The sequence below is a fragment of the Hydrogenophaga sp. genome, assembly GCF_031426985.1.
Taxonomy (GTDB): Bacteria; Pseudomonadota; Gammaproteobacteria; order Burkholderiales; family Burkholderiaceae_C; genus Hydrogenophaga.
Genome location: NZ_JASJOY010000014.1, coordinates 36,794 through 55,644, shown reverse-complemented (window position 1 = coordinate 55,644; position 18,851 = coordinate 36,794). Strand labels below are relative to the sequence as shown.

15 protein-coding genes are annotated in these 18,851 nt (G+C 66.9%); 5 read left to right on the top strand and 10 right to left on the bottom strand.

Features of this window, described 5'->3' with window-relative positions:
* Positions 1 to 4 precede the first annotated feature (4 nt).
* The 10 genes from RMP09_RS02145 to RMP09_RS02100 all read right to left on the bottom strand — a co-directional run bounded on the left by RMP09_RS02145 (position 5) and on the right by RMP09_RS02100 (position 13,110).
* Positions 5 to 2,167 carry a biotin/lipoyl-binding protein gene (locus tag RMP09_RS02145; RefSeq protein ID WP_310564361.1) on the bottom strand — a complete coding sequence of 721 codons (2,163 nt, stop codon included), beginning with the start codon at positions 2,165 to 2,167 and terminating at the stop codon, positions 5 to 7.
* Positions 2,164 to 4,038 (bottom strand): efflux RND transporter periplasmic adaptor subunit, encoded by a 1,875-nt coding sequence (locus RMP09_RS02140; protein ID WP_310564360.1) that lies wholly within the window; start codon positions 4,036 to 4,038, stop codon positions 2,164 to 2,166. The genes RMP09_RS02145 and RMP09_RS02140 overlap by 4 nt, the downstream gene beginning before the upstream one ends.
* Before the next feature lie 77 nt (positions 4,039 to 4,115).
* Positions 4,116 to 4,895, bottom strand: coding sequence for a SapC family protein (locus tag RMP09_RS02135; RefSeq protein WP_310564359.1), 780 nt, complete (start codon positions 4,893 to 4,895; stop codon positions 4,116 to 4,118).
* A gap of 283 nt (positions 4,896 to 5,178) precedes the next feature.
* A complete protein-coding gene (locus RMP09_RS02130; RefSeq protein ID WP_310564358.1) occupies positions 5,179 to 5,430 on the bottom strand; it encodes a hypothetical protein in 252 nt (83 codons plus the stop codon).
* 67 nt (positions 5,431 to 5,497) lie between these two features.
* On the bottom strand, positions 5,498 to 6,118 hold the full coding sequence (locus RMP09_RS02125; RefSeq protein ID WP_310564357.1) for a flavin reductase family protein: 621 nt from the start codon (positions 6,116 to 6,118) through the stop codon (positions 5,498 to 5,500).
* A 124-nt stretch (positions 6,119 to 6,242) separates the two neighbouring features.
* Positions 6,243 to 7,445 carry a 3-oxoadipyl-CoA thiolase gene (gene pcaF / locus RMP09_RS02120; RefSeq protein WP_310564356.1) on the bottom strand — a complete coding sequence of 401 codons (1,203 nt, stop codon included), beginning with the start codon at positions 7,443 to 7,445 and terminating at the stop codon, positions 6,243 to 6,245.
* 212 nt (positions 7,446 to 7,657) lie between these two features.
* Positions 7,658 to 9,184 (bottom strand): indolepyruvate oxidoreductase subunit beta family protein, encoded by a 1,527-nt coding sequence (locus RMP09_RS02115; RefSeq protein WP_310564355.1) that lies wholly within the window; start codon positions 9,182 to 9,184, stop codon positions 7,658 to 7,660.
* Entirely contained in the window at positions 9,181 to 11,400 is a 2,220-nt protein-coding gene (locus RMP09_RS02110) for an indolepyruvate ferredoxin oxidoreductase subunit alpha (RefSeq protein ID WP_310564354.1), read from the bottom strand. Before RMP09_RS02110 ends, RMP09_RS02115 begins: the two co-directional genes overlap by 4 nt.
* A 12-nt stretch (positions 11,401 to 11,412) precedes the next feature.
* Entirely contained in the window at positions 11,413 to 12,192 is a 780-nt protein-coding gene (locus RMP09_RS02105; protein ID WP_310564353.1) for a cyclase family protein, read from the bottom strand.
* A gap of 114 nt (positions 12,193 to 12,306) precedes the next feature.
* Positions 12,307 to 13,110 (bottom strand): alpha/beta hydrolase, encoded by an 804-nt coding sequence (locus RMP09_RS02100; protein WP_310564352.1) that lies wholly within the window; start codon positions 13,108 to 13,110, stop codon positions 12,307 to 12,309.
* A 176-nt stretch (positions 13,111 to 13,286) separates the two neighbouring features.
* Between RMP09_RS02100 and RMP09_RS02095 the strand changes: the two genes are divergently transcribed.
* The 5 genes from RMP09_RS02095 (at position 13,287) to RMP09_RS02075 (ending at position 18,839) form a co-directional block, all read left to right on the top strand.
* Positions 13,287 to 14,267, top strand: coding sequence for a PDR/VanB family oxidoreductase (locus RMP09_RS02095; protein WP_310564351.1), 981 nt, complete (start codon positions 13,287 to 13,289; stop codon positions 14,265 to 14,267).
* 42 nt (positions 14,268 to 14,309) lie between these two features.
* Positions 14,310 to 15,278 (top strand): Bug family tripartite tricarboxylate transporter substrate binding protein, encoded by a 969-nt coding sequence (locus tag RMP09_RS02090; protein ID WP_409559671.1) that lies wholly within the window; start codon positions 14,310 to 14,312, stop codon positions 15,276 to 15,278.
* Positions 15,279 to 15,301: 23 nt separating this feature from the next.
* Complete coding sequence (locus tag RMP09_RS02085; protein WP_310564349.1) at positions 15,302 to 16,633, top strand: aromatic ring-hydroxylating dioxygenase subunit alpha; 1,332 nt, start codon at positions 15,302 to 15,304, stop codon at positions 16,631 to 16,633.
* Positions 16,630 to 17,112: an aromatic-ring-hydroxylating dioxygenase subunit beta gene (locus RMP09_RS02080; protein ID WP_310564348.1), complete on the top strand. Its 483-nt coding sequence runs from the start codon at positions 16,630 to 16,632 to the stop codon at positions 17,110 to 17,112. The genes RMP09_RS02085 and RMP09_RS02080 overlap by 4 nt, the downstream gene beginning before the upstream one ends.
* Before the next feature lie 113 nt (positions 17,113 to 17,225).
* Positions 17,226 to 18,839 carry an ATP-dependent acyl-CoA ligase gene (locus RMP09_RS02075; protein WP_310564347.1) on the top strand — a complete coding sequence of 538 codons (1,614 nt, stop codon included), beginning with the start codon at positions 17,226 to 17,228 and terminating at the stop codon, positions 18,837 to 18,839.
* The last annotated feature ends 12 nt before the right edge of the window (positions 18,840 to 18,851 follow it).

Here is an 18,851-nt window from a genome sequence, read left to right as displayed (position 1 = left end):
CGCCCTACACCTGGAACTGTGTGAGGAACACGCGGCGGATGCTGCGGTACCACTGCATGCCCAGCGGTTCGCGCTGGTGTTCGAAACGCACATGCACGCGTTGACCGAACAACGTGGCCGCCGACCCGCTGGGTATCTCCACGTCGAACTGGAACAGGCGCTCCAGCGTCTTCGTGCCCCGCGGGTCCTGCGGATCGGTGGCGATGCGCCCGCCGCCGCTGACGGCCAGTGCGCGGCTGGGCAACAACGATTCACCCGCCGGCACCTCGCGCACCACGCGCCCCTCGATGATCTGGGCGAGGTGGTCCGAGAGGCGGACCTGCACCCGGTCGGTGCTCAGGCGCACCACGTCGATCTCGGCCTGGGTGATCACCACGCGGGCCAGGGTGGTCTGTTGCACCCGGGCCGGGTCGATCACATAACCCAGCACCTCGCCCTGGCGCAGGTAGCGCCCCGGCAGATCACCGCTCTGGGGCAATTGAAAAACGCCGGGCGCACCGGCCAGCGCCACCAGGCGCCCGGCATGTTCGCGTGCCAGTCGAAGTCCGGTCTGTTCGGACTGCCGCTTCTGCCGCACGATGTCGGCTTCGGCCGGCTCGCTGAACATGAGAGAGGCCAGCTCGATGTCCAGTTCTTCGACCCGCGCCTGCAGCCGCTGCAGTTCGGCCTGAAGTGCCGGGTCCTCCAGCCGCACCAGCGCGTCACCGGGCTGCACGGTGCTGCCGGGCGCGGCGAGCACCGCCGTCACAAAACCGTTGCGACCGGCGCGCACCAGCGATTCGTCGGGCAGCCACACCACACCTTCGGCCTGTGTGCGAAAGGGCATGGGGACCACCAGCACCAGCACCAGCAGCGTGGCCAGCGCACCACCCACCAGGGCGATGCTGCGCGCCCGCTGGCGCGCCAGCCGCCCGCTGGTGAACAGGTGGCGCAGGCCCTTGAACACGGGCAACAGCGCCATCGTCGCCACCGCCCACAGCGCCAGCAGCACGCCGATGAAGAAGAACTGTGTGGCCACGAAGAGGGCAATGGCCACTGTGACGAAGAGGCGGTAGAGGGTGGACGCGAAGCCGTAAAACAGGAACCAGAGCCGCTCAGCCGTCGTGTGCGCGGGTGAGTCGCCATCTGTCACGCCCAAGAGGTGGCGTTCCAGCAGGTAGCTCCAGTACTTCAGCGAGCGCTGCGCCAGATTGGGCATCTCGATGAGGTCCACGAGGATGTAGTAGGCGTCGTAGCGCAGCAGCGGGTTGCCGTTGAAGATCACCGTGGACATGCCGGCCACCAGCATCACGTTGAACAGCAGCGCGCGCACCAGGCCGGGCTCGGCCATGAGCCAGAGGTAGAAGGCCAGCGCGGCCACGAACAGTTCCACCAACATGCCAGCCGCACCCACGACCGCGCGCTGGGTCTTGTCGCGGAAGACGGTGGCGGCCGAGGCCTCCACATAAGGCACGGGCATCAGCACCAGGAACATCAGGCCCATGTCGTGCACCTCGCCTCCGCCGGCCTTGGTGGCGTAGGCGTGGCCGAGTTCGTGCAAGGCCTTGAGTGCCGGGAACACCAGCCACAGCAGCAGCAGGTTGTCCACGGCCAGCACACGGTCGCTCAGGTTTTCGGTGAGTTCGCCCCAGTGGGCCGGCACCATCAGCAGCGCTGGCAACACCACCACCATCCACAGCAGTGCACCCCAGCGGCACCAGACACGGCGCGCCAGCCACTGGGTGCGGTTGAGAAAGGTCTCCGGATCCCACAGCGGCAGGCGCAATGCCATGGGATTGGTCCACGAGCGGCGGCGCCTGGTGCTCACCTCGCGTTCGCCACGCTCGAACAACTCGGCGGTGTCGGGGGTCACGTCGGTCTGCAGGAGGTCGGTGCCGTGCAGCTGCCCCAGCAGCTGGATGACCTCGTCCTGCGTGGGTGCGTCGTCGCCCAGGTGGCGGTTGGCGATCGCCCACAACTCGTCCACGGTGCGCTCGCCGTTCATGGCCGCGATCAGCAGCCGGGCGGCCGGCGTGAAGCGGTGCACGCGCCCGGTGGCCGGGTCCTGCAACAGGTACCAGACCTCGCCACGGTAGCGGTGGCGGTACAGCCTGGCCTGTGTGCGCAGGCGTGGCCGCAGCGCCGACACCCGGTGCCACGAACTGCTGGTGACCGGTCCGCCGCTCATGGCAGCCAGTTCCAGAACGCCAGGCGCAGCCAGTCCACGAAGCGGTGGGTCCAGATCCAGAGCAGGCGGCGCTCGCCCACCCGCACCTTGCCCACGCCCTCCATGCCCGGGCGCAGCCGCTCGGAGGCCTGATGAACCTGGGCCTCGACCCGGAAGTGGTTGCGGCCATCCTCGGCGGTGGTCACCGGCGTGATCTGCTTGACCGAGAAGGCCAACGTCTGGCCGGGCAGGCCCGAAAGCGCCAGCTCACCGGTTTGTCCGGGTTGCAGGTGCGAGATGTCTCGCTCGTCCACCTGCAGGATCACGCGGTAGGCGTCCAGTGGCGCGATCTCGAACAGGACCTTGCCCTGGTCGACCGGCGTGCCCAGCAGCTGGTGCAGATCGCCTGTCACCACCACGCCATCGAACGGGGCCTGCAGGCTGGCGCGCGCCAGGCGCGACTCCACCAGCGAAAGCTGGGCCTGGGCCTGTTCGATCTGGGCACCCGCCAGCATCATGCTGGTGCGATCCTGGGCGGCCATCGCCTGGCGCTGCTTGCCTTGCAGTTGCTGCAGCTCGGCGGCCCAGCGGGCCTGCTCCAGTTGCAGGTCGCGATCGTCCAGTCGGGCAAGCACCTGGCCTTGGCGCACCGTGTCGCCCGCGCGCACCAGGCTTTCGATCACGTAGCCGTTGAACGGGGCCACGGCAGCGCGTTGCACCGCGCCTTCGACCACGGTGCGGGCCGAGACGCGGTGGTCTGCGTTGAACAGACCCAAGACCAGCAGCAGGCCCACCACCACCAGACCGATCAGCTTGGCGCCCGGGTGGCCCGGGCCGAACATCACCACACCCGCGTGGCGCAGGTGGTCGGCGGTGCGCCGCCACTGGCTGCGCTCATTGGCCTGCTTGAGCGCCAGCACGGGTCCGAGCGCCAGCCCCAGTGCCTTGCAGGTTTCGAGCGTCGCGGGGGCGAAGGGCTGGGCACGTTCAAAGCTCAACACGCCGATGGCCAGGCCCTGGTCGACCAGCGGCACCGAGCAGATGGCGGTCGACCCCGTTTCGCGCGCGAGTTCGGCATGGGCCAGCGCACCGAGTTCATCGCCATCAGGGGGTGGGTGGACCAGTGCGGTGTCCAGGTCGAGCACTTCGTCCATCGCATCGGACAGCAGGCGCACCAGGTTGCTGCGGGCATCGAAGGTGGCCGTGTTGGAGAGCGCCTGCACCCGGATCTCGCCGTCGTTGTCCAGGCCCACGCTCACGCGCTCGCAGCCCAGACGCTGGGCCAGATCGTTGACCGTCGCCACGCAAGACACACCGAGTCCCGGATCCTGCACCGCGGTGGCCAGGGCCTCGGCCAGCAGGCCCAGGCGCTGCATGTGTTCCAGCTCAAGCGCATGGTGGCGCTGGCGGAACTGGTCCACCAGCCACGCCGTGCCCCAGTGCGCCAGGCGCAGGTCCCGTTGCAGCTCGGCCTCGGCACCCGGGGCAAGGTGCACCACCACGGCACCGTGCAGCTCACCGTCGATGTCGATCGGGTAGGCCATGTGCACCGGCTGATCGCGCCCGGGCGGCTCGGTGCCATCGGCGCCCACCAGCACGCCACGGCGCTCCTGCAGTGCGCGCGTGGCTGCCGGAGCAAGGTACTGCATCGGATGGCTGGCGTCCGGCCAGACCGCCGCCGCCACATAGCTGCCGCCCGCGCTGCTGTCGGCTTCGTCGCGCAGCAGCAGCAGGGCGCCGCGGGCCTGCGCCATCTGGGCACACAGGATGCTCAGCCAGCTGGCGTGGAACTCCGTGACGGTCGCGGGCGCCGTGAACTGGGCCCATGCCACCGATTCGGCCCGTGCCGGATCGCTCTGGACCAGCGAATGAATGGAGGCGGTGCTCGACATGGCTGGCCTGGATGGGCAGGGTCGGCGGTCACCGACCCCAACGCCCCGCGCTGGAGGCGGGGAAGGATGTCAGTCGGTCAGGCGGCGGCCTGCTGGGGTGCTTTTGCCGGTGGGGTCTCGTCTTCCTTGCCTCCGGCAATCACGGTCAGGCGCTCGCGCATGCCCGCGAAATTTCGGATGGACTCCAGGTGCAGGTAGATCAGCTCCAGCTCGTCGGTCTGCACCAGCTCGCTGAGCTTGTCGCCTGAGAGCGCTTTGAGCTTCTTGCGGTCCACCGCCATGAACCCCGTGAGCGCCAGTTTTTCCCCGCCAGGCAGATGGATGGACGCCTGCATGGCTTCAAACAGGTCCAAATCCTTGAGCTTCTGGCAGAAGGCCTGCGTGCGCTGAAACTGAGCCTGGTAGTTCTGCAGAAACTTCAGCACGTTGTCCACGTAAGGGGTGGCCTTGCCCGCTTCATCGAACAGTCGCTGTCCGCGGTCGTCCTGATTGCAGCCTTTGTAGCCCTCGTCGATGCACAGCGTGAGGGTTTTTCCCTGTTCGTCGCTGGAGAAGATGAACGGGTAGCGGCGGATGAAGGCCGGGATGTACTTTGCATCCCAGTTGCCGGCGGAATTCAGGTAGACGTTCTGGTTGCCGCGCATGCCCAGGATGACCACGGGCATGATGCCCTGGTCGTTGCCGGCAAAGACGATGGCGTATTCGCTGGCTGCCGGCGGAAACTCCACCGCCATGAGCGGAACGGAGTTCACCTTGGCGCTGAAAGCGTAGTCGCCTGAAGGCTCGACGGACCATTGGGCGTGACGCCGTGCCGACACAGGAAACGCGTTTTCATAGATCAGCATTTGTGTGCTCATGGGACCTCTTTCCTGGCATTTGGCGGTCGATCGATGCAGCCTCCATCGGGCTTGCCGTTCGGGTCATGCTATGACCGGGCAACATAGAAATGACCTAGAAATAACAAACGCTATTGCCCCCTGAATGGGCATGCAAACCCGGGGTGTCAAGGTTCTTCTCTGGGGAAGCCGCGTCGCAGGAGCCGTGTCCAGCGGACGCCCGTGGCGTGCGCTGTGAGTGAATTTCCAGCTTTCCCCTCCCATTTTTTGGCCACGACCGTGAAGGTCGCTGCTGTTGGTTCGCTCAGGCGGGTGGTGCCACCAGTGCAGGGGGCATGCATCCCTCATCCGTCAACGCGCGCACCAACCCGCGCAGCAACATGTTGTCGCTGAACCCGATGCTGTACTGCTGCGCATCCGGTTTCATGGGCTGTAGCCGACCGCCATCCACCAGCTTGCGGATCTGGTCGGTGCGCTGGTTGGCGTGGTGGTCGGGCATGGCGGCTTTCAGATCGCCTGAATGGTCTGTGCCTGCCTTCATGGTGGTGGTCAGCACCGCCTGTTCCTGCGGGGGGATCAGCTGGCGTTCGCGGTTCAGCGCCGGCAACAACCCCTTGGCTCCCCTAGCAAGGCATCGTCATCTCAAAACGAAGCTCAGAGGAGATTTCAAAGTACTCCGCCTTTCCGCCTGCGCGCAATACAGGTCGGGCCTCTGCCGTTTGATAGACGCCATCCACCAAGAAGGCCTTGCCAATATGAACGCCCACAACTTCGCCAAGCACCAGCCACCGGTTCACCAGAGCGCCCGTCGACGACCTCAGCTGAATCAGTTCACTGAGTCGACACTCAAAGGACACGGGACTGTCCGCGACCCGTTTGGCAGCGATCAATCGGCAATCGCTCTTTTGAATGCCTGCCAGCGAAAATTCATCGACCTCCGCCGGCACCGGCTGAGAAGTCAAATTCATGGCTTGCGCGAGATCACGCGACACCAGATTCCAGCTGAATTCGCCGGTATGCCGCACATTCTCGACGGTGTCCTTCCAGCCCTCACTTGAAAAACCAATGATCGGAGGATCGACGCTGTATGCGCTGAAAAAACTGTACGGCGCCAGATTGTCCACGCCGTCTCGCGATCGCGTCGCTATCCAGCCAATCATTCTTGGCCCCATGATGGCGTAGAACGGGTTGTGCGAAAGACCGTGTCCAAGACGCGGTTCGTAAAAATGCGAGTCGGAGTTCACAAATCACTTTCATCTAGGACCTGGAGGCGCCATCGGCCGTGCAAATGGTTCGTGTCAGCAGGTCACATGGGACAGGGGTAGGGGTTTGTCGGCTCAATGAGGCCGAATACCGTCCACGGAACGTTCAGACTCTTTCCAGCACCAGCGCGATGCCTTGCCCCACGCCGATGCACATGGTGCACAGCGCGTAACGCCCGCCCGTGGCGTGCAGGCGGTTGACCGCCGTGGTGGCCAGGCGGGCGCCGCTGGCGCCCAGCGGATGGCCCAGCGCAATGGCGCCACCCCAGGCGTTGACGCGCGGGTCGTCGTCCCGCAGGCCCAGCTGGCGCAGCACGGCCAGGCCTTGCGCTGCGAACGCTTCGTTGAGTTCGATCACGTCCAGCTGTTCGAGCGTGAGGCCGGTCAGGGCCAGCACCTTCTGCGTCGCCGGTGCCGGGCCCATGCCCATGATGCGCGGGGCCACGCCGGCCGTGGCCATGCCCACGATGCGGGCCTTGGGCGTCAGGCCGTTCTTCGCGGCGGTGGCTTCGTCGGCCAGCAGCAGCGCGCAGGCCCCATCGTTGACGCCGCTGGCGTTGCCGGCCGTCACCGTGCCGTCAGGCCTCACCACGCCCTTGAGCTTGGCCAGCGTTTCCAGGTTGGTCTCGCGCGGGTGTTCGTCGGTGTCGACGATCAGCGCGTCGCCCTTCTTCTGCGGAATGCTCACGGCGCAGATCTCGCGCGCCAGGTGACCCGCCTTGATCGCCGCCACGGCCTTCATCTGGCTGGCCAGGGCCATGCGGTCCTGCGCTTCGCGCTCGATCTTGAAATCGGTCGCCACGTTTTCTGCCGTCTCGGGCATGGAGTCCACGCCGTACTGCGCTTTCATCAGCTTGTTGACGAAGCGCCAGCCGATGGTGGTGTCGTAGACGGCGTTGTGGCGGCTGAAGGCGCTCTCGGCCTTGGGCATGACGAAGGGCGCGCGGCTCATGCTTTCCACACCACCGGCGATCATCAGACCCGCTTCACCGGCCTTGATGGCGCGCGCGGCCGTGCCCACCGCGTCCAGGCCCGAACCGCACAGGCGGTTGATGGTGGCACCCGGCACTTCCAGCGGCAAACCCGCGAGCAGGCTGCTCATGTGGGCCACGTTGCGGTTGTCTTCACCGGCCTGGTTCGCGCAGCCGAACAGCACGTCGGTCACCGCCGCCCAGTCCACCCCGGGGTTGCGCGCCATCAGGGCGCGCAGCGGGATGGCCCCCAGGTCGTCGGTGCGCACCGAACTGAGCGCGCCGCCGTAGCGGCCGAAAGGGGTGCGGATCGCGTCGCAAACAAAAGCTTGGTTCATGGTGTCGTCGGTTGTCAAAAGCTCCGTGCTGGATCGGAAGACCCATCAGCGATTGCAGTCAAGCCGGCACGAAGCTTCGCATCCAGTTGCGCCAGCGCCGAGGCGAGCAGCCGCACGCGCACCTGGCCCGGTTCGGGCAGCGGGGGCGGCCCGTACCGCAACACCGACGGTGGGCCGTGGCGGTCGTACCAGACGGCTGGCATTCGAATCCTTCAGGCGCTGGCAGGCAGCTGCAACGAGGTCCAGCGTTGCGCCAGGGCCTTCCCTTCGGCGTCGCTCAGGGCGGCGTCACGCAGCGAGGCCAGCGCGATGGCAGCGTCTTCCCGGCCCTGCAGCAGCCGTGCCGCCCGCATGAGGCGGTCAAAGCGGCTGCTGCCGCGTGCATGGGTGTCGCTGTAGCCCTTGACCAGGCGGCGGCAGCGCAAGACCTCGGCGGCGAGTGCCGCGTCCTGTGGCGCGAGGTCCAGCGCCAGGTCCAGCCACTGCTGCAGGTGTTGCATTTCCTCGGCGTGGCGCAGGCTGCCCCGGCGCCAGCGGCGCAGGCCGGCCACCAGGCGCAGCTGCATGTGGCCTCGCAGACTGAAGGCGCGGATGCGCCGGCCCTTGTCCAGGCGCGGCGCGAGCCAGGCGCTGAGCGCCGGACTGGCCTGCACCCAGCGGGCCAGGCCCAGTGGCAGAAGGCCCAATACCTCGGCCAGCCGGGGGTGGAAGAATTCCTCGGTGCCGACCACCTCGTCGGCGCCCGCACCAACCTCGCGGCGCACGCGCTCCCAGCGCTCGGGTCGGGTTTTGAGGTCTGCCACGCGGACCACGTCGTCGTAGCTCATGGCGACCGCGATCCAGTGCGCCGCTTCGGTCACCAGTGTGGTGTCGCCAAAGGCCACGAAGGTGGCCACACGGTCCAGGTACTCGGTGCCATAAGCCACGTCCTGATAGTCCAGCACGCGGGCCAGGCCTTCACCGAGGATGTTCCAGGCCGGTGCCGGGAAGCCGGAACGGATGCGTTCCAGCAGGGGTTGCACCGCCGGGGCTGCGGCCTTCTCGGGCAGGGGGCGGGCGGCGGTGGCCATGCCGGAGGCCACCGCTCGCGGCTGGGCCTGGGGCTGGCGTGCCAGCTCGGCGGCGGCGCGCAGCGCGGCCAGGCTGCCTTTGACGCCCACGCCGCTGCGCTCGACCACGGACTCGAAGTCCGCCTGCGCGAAAGGCAGGGCGCCGCTGCCGGCCAGGGCGCCGAACAGGCTGGCCGAGATCACGCTGCCATTGTTCACGGCCAGGGCTTGCATGTCGTCCAGCACCAGCTGGCGCGCGCTGTCACGCAGCAGCTGCGCCACCGGCTCGCTCTCGGCCAGGCCGTTGCCGGGGGTCGTCTTCTCCATCACGGAAAAGATCCGGTGGCTGCTGGCGATCAGCGTGGTGCGGTCGGGCGTGACCAGGCCGCGCTGAACGGCGCGCCCGGCTTCCATCAGCTCGGCGGCGATCAGCACGTCGACATCGCCAGGCACGGCCATCAGCGCCAGCACGGGCTGCGCATCGGGGCGGGGCCGGTCCTGCGGCGAGACCAGCTCGACGTAGTAAATGGTGGCGCCGGTGCGCTGAGCCACGCCCGCCACCGAGGTGGCCTGCGCGGTCCAGCCGGCGTGTTCGGCCATGCCGACGATCCAGTCGACCAGCACGCCGCCGCCCTGACCGCCCAGGGCCAGGATGGCGATGTTGATGGAACGGGCTTTGCTCAGGCTCATGACAGGGCTTCCAGGGAATACAGCGCGCGTGCGGCGCGCTCGGCGTGGGTGCGGCGGTGCCACCAGCCCAGCAGTCCACGACGCAGGCCGTGGAGCCAGCGGTCGCCACCGGCGGGGTTGTGAACCCGCTCGACCTTGTAGAACGAGGGGCAGAGCACGGCCGAATCGGCGACTTCGCCGCAGTGCCCGCAGGCCACGCAGGATTCGTCGACGTGAGCCACCGGGTCAGGCTTGAGCGCATCGCCACTGGGCGCCAGGGTCAGGCTGGGACAGCCCGAGACGCGCATGCAGGCGTGGTCGCCCGAGCAGACGGCTGCATCGACGCCGAAACGCTCCTTCACCACCCGCTCGCCGCCCTTGATGGCGGCGGCCACCAGCGGTTTTTCGCGGCGCTGGCGGTTGAGCATGCACTCGCTCTGCGCGATGATGACCTTCGGGCCTTGAACCGCGGTGGTCATCGCCTCGCTGAGGGCGGCGCGCATGGCCTTCACGTCGTATGTGCGGGGCAGCATACGCACCCATTCCACCCCCACGCCCCGCACCGCCTTCTCGATCGGGTGGTGGGTGCTCCGGTGGGCGTTGGTGGCACGCGAGGAGAGCAGGTCTTGCCCGCCCGTGGCGGCTGAGTAGTTGTTGTCAACGATCAGGAACACGTTGTCGTGCTTGTTGAACACCGCGTTGCCGATGCCTGTGGCCAGCCCGTTGTGCCAGAAGCCGCCGTCGCCCATCATGGCGATGGCCCGCTTCGACGCACCCAGCTGCGGGCCGGCGTTGAAGGCCGAGGCGCTGGATGCCCCCAAGCCGTAGCCCATGGTGGTGGCGCCCAGGTTGAACGGTGCCTGGCTTGAGAACAGGTGGCAGCCGATGTCGGACGAGATGTGATGCTGCCCATGTTCGCCCATGGCCAGGGTCAGCGCCGAGAAAATCGGCCGCTCGGGGCAGCCCACGCACAGGCCGGGTGGACGCGGCGGCAGCAGGATGTCCTGGCCGCTGGAGGCGATTGCCGGCGCGACAGGCGCCGGTGTGGTGGGCGCGGGGGCCGCCGCCACCATGGGCATGCCCAGCGATACCGGTTTGGCAAAGGCCGCCGGGTGGTGACGCTCCACGAAGCCCCGAATTCCCTTGCGCAGGGCCGCCACGGTGTAGTCGCCGCCCATGGGCAGCAGGTCCTTGCCGTGAATGGCGGTGTCCACGCTAGCGCGGCGCAGGATGGTGTTGAGGTGCTGCTCGTGGTAATCGGGTTGTCCTTCCTCCACCACCAGCACCGCCTTCTTGCCTTTGCAGAAGCGCAGCACCTCTTCCTCAACCAGCGGGTACGCCACGTTGAGCACGTACAGGGGCAGGCGCGTCTGGCCCCACAAGTCGCCAAGTTCAAGCAGCTGCAGCGCGCGCTGCACGTTGTTGGTGAGACCGCCCAGGGTGATGATGCCCAGGTGCTCAATGTCGCCATCGATGAACTCGTTGAGCTGGTGCTCCTGGATGAACTTCACGGCCGCCGGCCAGCGCTCCTCGATCTTTTCCTTTTCGTGCAGGAAGGAGGCGGGCGGCAACACGATACGGTTGACGTCGCGCACGGGTTGTTCCAGCGCGTCTTTCAGCGTGAACGTGGGGGGGCGGTTTTCGCGCGTGGTGAAGCTCCCGTGCAGGTGGCAGGAGCGGATGCGCAACTGCAGCATCACCGGCGTGCGACTCGCCTCCGACAGGGCAAAGCCGTCGTGCACCGCCTGGACGATGGACGGCAGGTGCGGCCGCGGGTCGAGCAGCCACATCTGCGATTTCATGGCGAAGCCGTGGGTCCGCTCCTGCATGATGCTGGAGCCCTCACCGTAGTCCTCGCCGACGATGATGAGCGAGCCCCCTGTGACGCCCCCCGAGGCCAGGTTGGCCAGCGCGTCCGAGGCCACGTTGGTGCCCACGGTGGACTTCCAGGTGACCGCCCCGCGCACGGGATAGTTGACCGAGGCCGAGAGTGCCGAGGCGGCTGCGGCCTCGCTGGCCGCGGGTTCGAAATAGACGCCCAGCTTTTCCAGGATGGGCTGGGCATCGGCCAGCACGTCCATCAGGTGTGAGATGGGCGAGCCTTGGTAGCCGGTGACGTAGCCCACGCCACATTCCAGCAGGGCCTTGGTCACCGCCAGGATGCCCTCACCGTGGAATTCGGTGCCGGCGGGCACCTCGAGCTGCTGCACCTCGGCGGCGAAGGAACGTTCTGCCATTGGGGGATCTCCTCAGTTCACCAGGGCGAGCACGCGCAGCGGGCTCCCGGAGCCGCTTTCGATCTTGAGCGGTGCGGCAATGATCACGGCGCCGGTGGGTGGCAATTGGTCCAGGTTCTTCAGACACTGCAGGCCATACCGGTTGGCGCCGTGCATCAGCGTGTGGCACGGATAGGCCACCGGCCAGGCATAGGACTGACCGGCATCGGTGTTGATGGTTTCCACGCCGAAGCCCAGCACCCCGCGTTCCCTGATCAGCCACTCCACCGCGGCCTGGGTGGGGCCGGGCGTGTGGGCGCCGTCTTCCCGCATGTTGACGAAGGCCGCCGGATCGTTGATGCGGTGGCTCCAGTCTGTGCGGAACAGCAGCCAGGCGCCAGCCGGGATGTTGCCGTGCCGTGCCTCCCAGGCCTGAAGGAACTCCACCGTCAGCAGCCAGTCCGGGTTGGACGCCACCTCGGCGCTGGCGTCCACGACCACGGCGGGGGCGATGAAACGGGCCGGGTCGATGGTGTCGACCGTGTTGTCGGCATGGTCCTTGCCGCTGATCCAGTGCACCGGTGCGTCGAAGTGGGTGCCGGTGTGCTCGCCGCAGGAGAAGTTGTTCCAGTACCAGCCCGGTCCGGCTTCGTCATAGTGGCTGATGCGCTCTTTCTTGAAGGCCCACACCTGGCCGAACTGGGGCGGCAGCTGCAGGGCAGGGAAGGACTCCGACAGGGTCTGGGTCAGATCAACCACGCGGAGCTTGCCGGTGGCGATGTCTTGTGCGAAGTCGGTCAATGAAGTGCTCATGCTCATCCTTTCATGGCGCGCGGGCCACATGACGCTTGATGGTGCCGGCGGTGCCCACCCGGCGCTATCCCGAAACGGCGCGCTGTTGTCCGTTTTCCGCCGGATTGGGCGCGCTCAGGTCGGCAGCCCGGCCAGAAAGCCGCCGATGGCGGCGGCGAATTCGCGCGGCAGCTGTTCGGGTAGCGGCACCATGCCGCCAGCGATGTCCATCCGCTGTGCGTGGGGGATGGCCTGGGCCAGCCGGGGCACGGCCGGGTAGGCGTGGGGATCGTCAGTGGCGCCGATCAGCAGGGTGGGGCAGCGCACCAGGCCGATGCGTGCCTCCATGTGGTAGCGGTTGACGGTGAGGTGGCCCTGCGCTGCACGGCCATCCGACAGCAGGGCATCGGCCACGAAACGCTGCAGCAGGCGCATGTCGCCCGCCGGGTAGAAGCCCTGGCGGCCTCGCCACAGCTCCAGCAGGTGCCCGCCATCGGCGTGCGGCTTCACGGCATCGACGACCGGGTGCTGGCCATGCCGTTCGCGGCGCTGCGCATCCACGTAAGGGCATGACGAGAGCACCAGTGCCCGCACCCGTTCGGGCGCCTGCGCTGCCATCTCCAGGGCGATCACGGCGCCCGTGTGGTGACCCACCACGGTGAAGCCGGGCAGGCCCAGCCCGTCCGCCAGCGCCAGGGCGGTTTCAGCCCAGCGTTCGATGCTGGGCTGGCCATCGGCAAACGGTGGGGAGTCGCCATAGCCGACGGTGTCCATGGCGATGCAGTCGGCCTGCGGGGCCAGCAGAGGAAGCACGTCCTCGAACTCGCGCCAGGAGCGCGGCGTCTGGTGCAAGAACAACACCGGCGTGCCCTGTCCGCAGCGGACCAGGTGCACCGGGCCATAGGGGGTGAGCAGGGTGTGGGAGCGTGGGATCGGCATGGCGGTTCTCCGGGAATTCTCCCGATGCTGCGGGTATCGACGGGGCGCATCTTCGCATCGAAACCCCGATTTGACGACCGCTGTTTCCATAGGGAAAACCATGAAAATGGAATTGTTTACTTTTAAAGTTGTTTGCGCCAGAATCCATCCGAAATCATGGACCAGGAGTTCGAAGCATGTCCGGTTTGCTCCATTTGCGCGTCGCCCACTGCGAATCTCTTCACCCGCTGATACGGCGTCTGGTGCTGCAGAGCCTCACGGGTGAGGCCTTGCCAGGTTTCACGGCTGGCGCACATGTGCGGGTGGGCGTGACACTGCCGGACGGCACACCGGACTGGCGCCACTACTCCCTGGTCAACACGCAGGCGCTGCCGGGTGCCACGCACGCGCCAACGCAATACGAAATCGCTATTCGCAGGGAAGACAAAGGCCGCGGCGGTTCGCGTTTCGTCCACACCTTGGCCTGCGGCGACGTGGTGCAGGTTGGCCTGCCGAAGAACGATTTCCCGCTGCTGCCGGGTGCCGCTCCGGTGCTGCTGGTGGCGGGTGGCATTGGCGTCACGCCGTTGTTGAGCATGGCGGCCGAACTGCGCGCGGCGGGTCGTCGCGTTCGCATGGTCTACGCCAGCCGCAGCCGTGAGCAGATGGCCTACCTCGAACCGCTGCAGGCCCTGTTGGGCGCTGATCTGCGGGTGCACAGTGACGAAGAGGCCGGTGGCCCGCTGGACACGGACGCACTGATCGATGGCTGCTTGAGCGACGAGGTGATCTACCTGTGCGGGCCCCAGCCCATGCTGGACGCGGTGCTGGCGGGTGCGAAAGCACGGGCCTGGCCCGCTGGTCGCGTCCAGTTCGAACTGTTTGCAGCCGCTGCACCGGTTGCAGGCGATCAGGCCTTTGAGGTGGTGCTCGCGCAAAGCGGCGTGACGTACCAGGTGGCCGCCGATCAGTCCATTCTCGGCTGCCTTCTGGCGCATGGCGTCGACCCGATACATGACTGCGACCGAGGCGAGTGCGGGGTATGCGCGGTGCCCGTCATCGACGGTGAAGTGGACCACCGCGACCACGTGCTCAGCGACGCCGAGAAAGCCACCCACAAGGTCATCCAGATCTGCGTCTCGCGGGCCCGCGGGCCGCGCCTGGTGCTGGATTTGTGAACCCTTTCGATGTCTGTTCTTTGACCACTGGAGGTTCCCACGATGATGTCCCGACTGCTTGCACGACTCCTGTGTGCCCTGGTGGCTCCAATGCCCCTGGCGGCCATGGCAACCGATCCCGGAAAACCGATCGAGTGGGTCGTGGGCTATGCCGCCGGGGGCGGCTCCGATGTCGTGGCCCGCATGCTGGCCGAGGCCATGAGCAAGTCGCTCAGCCACACCATCCTGGTGACCAACAAGCCCGGTGCGGGCTCCAACATTGCAGCCGATTACGTGGCCAAGGTCCGCGATGTCGACAACACCTTGTTCACGGCCGACTCCGCCGTACTCGGCGCCAACCCGTTTCTCTTCAGCAAGCTGAACTACACCGCCGAAAAAGACTTCACACCGGTCGGCATGGTTGCCCGCTTTCCGCTGGTGCTGGTGGTCAATCCCAAGGCGCCGCCCAAGAATTTCAAGGAGTTTCTGGCCTGGATCAAGAGCGACCCGCGGATGGCCACTTACGGCAGTCCGGGCACGGGCAGTCCCCACCACCTGGTGACCGAGTCCTTCGGCGCACGGATCGGCGTGCCGCTGACCCACGCCTCCTACCGTGGTGCCGCGCCGGCGATGAACGACGTGGCGGGCGGCCAGCTCCCCTTCATGTTTGTGGATACCTCCAGCGGTGGCGGCCTGATTGCGGCGGGCAAGGTGCGCCCCATCGGGGTGGCCAGCCTGCAGCGGCTCAAGACCATGCCCGACATTCCGACCCTGGCCGAGCAGGGCCTGGGCGGGTTTGAAGCCTATGCCTGGCAGGCCCTGGTCGTACCCTCGGGCGCCAGTGCCGCAACGGTGCAGACCTTGAACCGCCACCTCAACGATGCGCTGAACTCCACCGCGGTCAAGGCGCGGCTGCAGACACTGGGCATTGAGCCCATGGCCACCACCCCTGCCGAGGCTGTTCGCTACGCCCAAGTGGAACGCGAGCGATGGGGCCGCGTGATTCGCGAGGCCGGCATCAAGCTCGACTGAACGTCCACAGACAGGAGATCGCCATGAGCCGATACCACCACCACCCCGAAGCCGTGGCCGCCCTGGTGCGAGACACCGAGGTGCACAAAGACTGCTACATCGACCAGGAGGTTTTCGAACTGGAGATGTCCCACCTGTTCGCCAACACCTGGGTCTACGTCGGTCACGCCAGCCAGGTGCCCAAACCGGGCGACTTCTACACCACCACGGTGGGCGACCAGCCGGTGGTGATGGTGCGCCACACCGACCAGAGCATCCGGGTGCTCTACAACCGTTGCCCGCACAAGGGCGTGCAGGTCGCCCCCGAAGGCTGTGGCAACACCGGCAAGTTCTTCCGCTGCCCCTACCATGCCTGGAGCTTCCGTACGGACGGCAAGCTGTTGTCCATCCCGCTGAAAAAGGGTTACGACAACACCGGCCTGGAACACTGTGAAGCCGCGGCCGGCATGGTGGGTGTCGGGGCGGTGCACGTCTACCGCGAGTTCGTGTTCTGCCGCCTCAACCCCGAGGGCATCGATTTCGACATGTTCTTTGGTGACGCCCTGAGCACCTTGGACAACATGGTTGACCGCTCGCCCGAAGGCCGGCTGGAGGTGGCCGGCGGCGTCATGCGCTACCTGCACCAGTGCAACTGGAAGATGCTCGTGGACAACCAGACCGACACCTGCCACCCCATGGTGGCGCACGAGTCCTCGGCCGGCACCGCGGTTCGGGTGTGGGAAGAAGCCCCGCCTGACACGCCCAAACCCATGGCGGTGGAGCTGTTCGCGCCCTTCATGAGCTCCTACGAGTTTTTCGAGAACATGGGCATACGGGTGTGGGACAACGGTCACGGCCACACCGGCGTGAGCGATTCCATCCACGCCGACTACTCGGCCGTGCCCGGCTACCTTGAGCAGATGATCGGGGCCTACGGTGAGGAGCGCGCCCGCGCCATCCTCGGTGACGTGCGACACAACACCGTCTACTTCCCCAACATCATGGTCAAGGGGCCGATCCAGACCCTGCGGGTGTTCAAACCGATCTCGGCCAGTCAGACCCTGGTGGAGAGCTGGACCTTCCGACTGGTGGGCGCCCCCGACCTGCTTCTGGAGCGCACGCTCATGTACAACCGCCTGATCAATGCGCCCACCTCGGTGGTCGGGCACGATGACCTGGAGATGTACGAACGCGCCCAGGCCGGCCTGCATTCCCGCGGTTCGCAGTGGGTCAACCTGGCCCGTCTGTACGACCCGGCCGAGCATGGGCAGACCCATGCCGTCACCAACGGCACCAGCGAAGGGCAGATGCGCAGCCAGATGCGCGCATGGGTGCGCTTCATGACGGCCACCATGCAAGAGGAGGCCGCCTCATGAACACCCCCACCCAGCAGGATCTGATCGATTTCGTGGTCCAGGAGGCGGCGCTGCTTGACGAACTGCGGTTCGATGACTGGCTGCAGCTGTTCACCGACGACGGGTATTACTGGATGCCGCTGGCCCATGGCCAGACCGACCCTCGCCTGCACGCTTCGCTGATGTATGAGGACAAGCTGTTGTTGCAGGTACGCATCGCGCGGCTTCACGGCGCGCGCACCTTCTCGCAGCAGCCCTCCAGCCGTTGCCACCACTTGCTGCAGCAACCCATGGTCACCGCCCGCGACGACGCGGCCGGGGTCTGGACCTGCCGCACCGCCTTTCACTACATCGAGAGCCGGCGCGACGTCCAGACCCTCTACGCCGGCTGGACCACCCACACCCTGGTGGCGCAGGGCGGTGCGCTCCGCATGCGCCTCAAACGTGTGGACCTCGTGAATTGCGACGCCGCCTTTGGGAACATCCAGCTCTTCATGTGATCCGCTCGCCCAGGTTTGCGCTTTCCGGACACCGGCGGGCGGAAACCGGATTGCGAGCCGGCCGCCCCTTGCCAGACACTGCAAGCCTGCCCAATGCCACCCTTTTGCCCGCCATGGACCTGCTGACCGCCTTCACCCGAGACATCCCATCGCACGAGCGCACCGTGCCGCAGCTGTTGGTGCGCCAGGCCCGGCGTCACGGCCAGCGCACGCTGTTCGTCGCAGGCAACGCGCGCTGGAGTTTTGCAAAGGCGCTGGACCAGGCCCAGGCCTACGGCGCCCTGTTGCAGCGCACCGGCCTGCGCGCAGGCGACCGGGTGGCGCTGCTGTGCTCCAACCGCATCGAATTCCTCCAGGTCCTGTTGGGCTGTGCCTGGATCGGTGCCGTGGCCGTACCGATCAACACCGCCTCGCGCGGCGCCCAACTGCGCCACATCCTGAACAACTCTGGCGCCCGCCTGCTCGTCACCGAGGCCGAGGGCCTGCAGGTGGTGCAGGCGCTGGACCAGCAGGATGGCGAGCGGGTGCCGTTGCAAGACATCTGGGTGCTGGGGCAGGCAGAGGGCAGCACCACCGATCCGCGCTGCCAGGCCTACCCCGCCGACCCGGGGAGCGAACGCGTCGACGCTGCGCCCGTGCGCCCCGGTGACACCCTGGCCATTCTTTACACCTCAGGCACCACCGGCCTGTCCAAGGGCGTGTGCTGTCCGCACGGTCAGTTTTTCTGGTGGGGCGCCCACACCAGCACCCTGCTGGGACTGGTTGAGGGCGACGTGCTGTTGACCACGCTGCCCCTGTTCCACACCAATGCCATGAACGCGTTCTTCCAGGCCCTGATGATGGGCGCCACGCTGGTGGTGGAGAAGCGTTTTTCGGCCTCGGCCTTCTGGGCCTCGCTGGTGCACCACCAGGCCACCGTCACCTACGTGCTGGGCGCCATGGTGCCGATCCTGCTGTCCAAGGACCCCACGCCCGACGACAAGGCCCACCGGGTACGCATTGCACTGGCGCCGGGCGTGCCGCCCCAGTTTCATGCCGAGTTCACCCAGCGCTTTGGTCTGGCCTTGCTCGACGGCTACGGTTCAACCGAGAGCAACTTCGTCATCGGAGCCGACATCGCCGAACAGCGCCCCGGCACCATGGGCACTGTGCGCCCCGGCTTCGAGGCACGCGTGGTCGACGAAGACGACAACGAACTGCCTGCCGGCACGCCGGGCGAACTGCTGTTGCGCGCCAGCGAGCCCTATGCCTTTGCCACCGGCTATTTCGGCATGGCCGACAAGACGGTGGAGGCATGGCGCAATCTGTGGTTTCACACCGGCGACCGCGTGGTGTGCGATGCCGACGGGTACTTCACTTTCATGGACCGCCTGAAGGACGCCATCCGGCGCCGGGGCGAGAACATTTCGTCGTACGAGGTTGAGCAGGTGCTGCTGAGCCACCCGGCGGTGGAGGTGGCAGCGGTGTTCCCGGTGAAGAGCGAGATGGCCGAGGACGAGGTCATGACCGCGATCGTGTTGCGCGAGGGCGCCACGCTGGATGAGATCGAGCTGATGCGCTTCTGCGAGCCGCGTCTGTCCTACTTTGCGGTGCCGCGCTATGTTGAATTCCTGGCGCAGCTGCCCGCCACCGAAAACGGCAAGATCCAGAAGTTCAAGCTGCGCGAACGCGGCGTGACCCCGCAGACCTGGGACCGCGAGGCGGCCGGCTACAAACTCGCACGCTGATCCCACCCCCCC